At 69.4% G+C, this 1,678-nt stretch carries 1 protein-coding gene; it reads right to left on the reverse strand.

The features are described 5' to 3' along the window. Positions 1-139: 139 nt before the first annotated feature. Positions 140-1,567, reverse strand: a complete 1,428-nt coding sequence (locus ACFYX0_RS47725; protein WP_388982099.1) for an IS1380 family transposase — start codon at positions 1,565-1,567, stop codon at positions 140-142. Positions 1,568-1,678: the final 111 nt, after the last annotated feature.

Consider the following 1,678-nt stretch of genomic DNA (forward strand, 5'->3'; position numbering starts at 1 on the left):
TTGATGGTTCGCCCTGTTTGTCCCGCGTGATCGCGGGCGGGGCCTTCGCGTGTCGCTGCGGCTGCGCCGGGGTTCCACGGCACCCGGACGTCGTTCGGGCCTGCTCCTTCCTGTCTCGTTGGGGCTGTCGGGGTGGTCGTCAGGTGACGACGGGCAGGGCGGTCAGCCGTTGCCAGCAGGTGGTGAACGCTGTGGCCCAGGGCCAGGTGGAGTCGATCCGCAGCCAGCGGCGGCGGGCGTGGTCCGCCAAGCGGGCGGGCAGGTGGTAGAGGCGGAAGCGCATGGTGTCCGGCTCGGCGTGGGCCAGGCCGTCGACGTCGTGCAGAGCCAGCAGCCGCACCCACGCGTCGAGGTCGCTGGCGAGGTTCGCGGCGAGCATCCAGCCGCGGTTGACCTCCCAGGATGCGGAGGGCAGGTTGTCCAGGCCCATGGCCTTGTTGGTGCGCACGCGGTCCTCCACCCCCGCGTGCGAGCGGTGCAGGACGTCCAGGAACTGGCTGTGGCCCGAGCCGGCGATGCCCCACATGTGGCGGATGTTGGTCGCGGTGATGCAGTAGCGCCAGCCGGTCTTCTGCTCGAACGCGGTCAGCTTCTTCAGATGCCGCCGGGACGGGCGGACACGCCGCACGATCAGCCGTACCTTCTCCGGCCAGCCCTCGCGGGTGTTCAGCCCGGTCAGCTCCGCGACGAAGTAGCCCTCCTGGAGGCTGCCGTCCTGTGTCAGGGAGGTCTCCCAGGCACTTTCGGGCAGCTTGGCGATGGCCTGCTCGTCGGCGTCGGTGATCTTCCAGCCGACGGTGTAGCGGACCGTGCGCCGCGTGGTGTTCAGGGCTTCCAGGTGTTCCAGCAGCCCGTGGGTGGCCCCGGCGCCGTCCACCCGCACCAGGATCTTCGCGGCTGAGGAGCCGGGGATCTGCGCGAGCGCCTCGCTGAGCACGGCGATGTGGTCAGCCACCGTGTTCGCCCCGGCATTCCCCGGCCGCAGCAGCATGGACAGGGACTCGGTGGTGTTCGCGCACCACGCGGCCAGCGGATGAAACCCGAACGTCTTCTTGAAGGTGACCGCCGCCCCGGCCTTCTTCGACGCGGCCGTGATGACGGTGGCGTCGAGGTCGATGACGATCCAGCCGCACAGCCGCTTGCCCGCCACGACCAGCCAGGGGAAGCCGCCCGGCCGCAGATGCAGCAGACTCCACACATGCCGGCGCACCCGCGCCCGCACCTTGGCGATCCCCGCCAGGGTCGCCTCGTCGAGTACGGCCAGCATCCGGCGGGCGGTGGAGTCCGAGGCCGCAGACCCGAACAACGTCCGGTGATGTAACTGGAGTTGCTCTGCCTCCGACAGGTTCGCTGCCCCGAGCACGATCGCGACCGCGAGCTGGACCAGCACTGCCGCACGATCCCGCCAGCCGGCCACGGTGCTGGACGGCAGCACCTTCGCCAGCGCGTCCGTCAGTCCCGTGCGGTCCGCACACCGGCGCAGCAGCACCGCCCCGGCATGCCCCATCAGCCTCTTCCCGTCAGCCACCACGGACAGCCGACGGTCCCACCCTGTACGCTCAACCACCAGAAAGGTGCCCTGACTTCTGCAGCGGATATGACTTCGACACTCACATCCTTGCAGGTCAACGGCACCTTTCTGCTATCGGGGCGTCAGGTCGCCCAATTCCGCTGAATA

It is taken from the genome of Streptomyces sp. NPDC002573 (assembly GCF_042889625.1).
GTDB classification, from domain to species: domain Bacteria; phylum Actinomycetota; class Actinomycetes; order Streptomycetales; family Streptomycetaceae; genus Streptomyces; species Streptomyces gibsoniae.